This window comes from Nocardia sp. NPDC060220 (genome assembly GCF_042727815.1).
Lineage (GTDB): Bacteria > Actinomycetota > Actinomycetes > Mycobacteriales > Mycobacteriaceae > Nocardia.
Genome location: NZ_JBHWZY010001204.1, coordinates 1 through 1,609 on the forward strand (window position 1 = coordinate 1; position 1,609 = coordinate 1,609).

Below are 1,609 nucleotides of genomic sequence, written 5' to 3' on the forward strand. Positions count from 1 at the left end.
GGTCGAGATAGCTGTACTGATCGAGTGCGCCGTCGCGGATGGCCGGTGCGATATTTCCGGGCCCGTAGCCGCCCGCGTTGCCCCGGTTGTAGCGGCGCGGGGTGCGCAGGGAGGCGTGGTCGCCTTCCATGCCGATGCGCCAGTAGACGTCGATGGTCATGCGGTGAGCTCCTGCGCGGTGGGGAGGGTGCGGCCTGCCGGGTCGGCGAGGAACAGCAGGTGTTCGCCCGCGCGGTGGATTTCCTCGATGTTCGGGTGGCCGGACAGCACGAAGGTCCGCACTCCGGCACTCTCGTAGGCCGAGAGTTGGTGCGCCACCTGCTCGTAACTGCCGACCAGGCCGATGCTCCGGTCGTAGCCGAAGGCGTCGAAGCCCGCCCAGCGTCCATCACCCAGCGCGTGGTCGGCGGCGGTATCGGGGCGGTCGAGCTCGTCCCACTGGCGGTGGACCCTGGCCCAGGCTTCGTCCTCGGTCTCCCTGGCGATGATCGGCAGCTCCAGACCGACCCGTACCCGGCGTCGCGCCGCGGCGGCCCGCTCCCCCAGTTCGGTGACGGCGGAGGCGATTCCGTCGGCCCGCTCGGCGAACAGATGGACATCGCCGTGCGCGGCCGACAAGGCCAGCGCGGCGGGTGACGTGCCGCTCAGGTGGACGGTCGGGAACGGCAGACCGGACAGGATGCCGCGAAATCCCCCGTCGATGACGTCGTAGTACCGGCCCGCGTAGTCGAAGCCGGTGCCCGCGAATCCCGCTGCGCCGATCTCGTTCTCGTTCCAGACCCCACGCGCGACGGTGAGGAATTCCGCGGCGCGGTCGTAGCGTTCGTCGCCGGTGACACGATCGCCGCGCGAACGGGCCTCGGCGGCGTCGGTGTCGACAGCCAACCGCCAGTTCAATCGGCCCGCCGAGTGCCGCTGCAGGGTCGCCGACACCTTGGCCGCGTACACCGGCGTGCCGAACGCGGGCTGGAATTCGACCGTCACCCGGGTATAGCGGGTGGCGCGCAGGGCGGCGGCCGCCACGATCCAGGACTCCTCGCCGAGCGGGTCGTAGGGCGCGAGCACACCGTCGAACCCGTTCAGTTCGGCGGCGTCGACGATCTGGGCGAGATCGTCGAACGGACCGAAGCGACCCGGACGCACGTCGGTGGTCTCGAGCGGAGGTGTCGGCAGGCCGAAGCCTCCGCGACCGCGCAGACCCGGGTCGGCGCGCCGACCGTCGCCGCGGCTGGGCAGCCGCCACACGAACTCGGTCATGCGGGCACCCGCTCGGCGGCGACGAGTTCCCGCGCGCGAGCCAACGGCTCGGGGGCGACCCAGGATTCGAGATCGAAATCGGCGGCCAGGAAGCCGTGGGTGTAGAGGAACTGCTTCTGCACGCCGAGTAGTTCGACGCGTTCGGCGGTGAGCGAGGGATGCAGGCCGCGATGGAACTCGTCACCGTAGGCCGCGGCGACGCCGTCGGGACCGGACAGCGTTTCGCGCTGCAACACCGCGCGGACCCCGTCGAGATCACCGGCGGCCCAGTCGGCGGCGCGCAGGCTCTGCGCGAGGAAGCCGACGACGACCTCGGGCCGGGATTCCAGCAGGTCCGCGTGCACGGTGATGG

The 1,609-nt window shown here is 71.2% G+C and carries 1 protein-coding gene and 2 pseudogenes; all 3 read right to left on the reverse strand.

All coding sequences use genetic code 11. The features are described 5' to 3' along the window. Window positions 1-160, reverse strand: a pseudogene (locus ACFWF3_RS35290) (alkanesulfonate monooxygenase); the annotation flags it as partial. Next, entirely contained in the window at window positions 157-1,257 is a 1,101-nt protein-coding gene (locus ACFWF3_RS35295) for an LLM class flavin-dependent oxidoreductase (protein ID WP_379318464.1), read from the reverse strand. The pseudogene ACFWF3_RS35290 and the gene ACFWF3_RS35295, both read right to left, overlap by 4 nt. Beyond that, window positions 1,254-1,609: pseudogene (locus tag ACFWF3_RS35300) on the reverse strand (ABC transporter substrate-binding protein); the annotation flags it as partial. The pseudogene ACFWF3_RS35300 and the gene ACFWF3_RS35295, both read right to left, overlap by 4 nt.

Coding starts and splice junctions, on each gene's coding strand:
- ACFWF3_RS35295 (WP_379318464.1), bottom strand. CDS start 1,257: ATGACCGAGTTCGTGTGGCGGCTGCCCAGCCGCGGCGACGGTCGGCGC.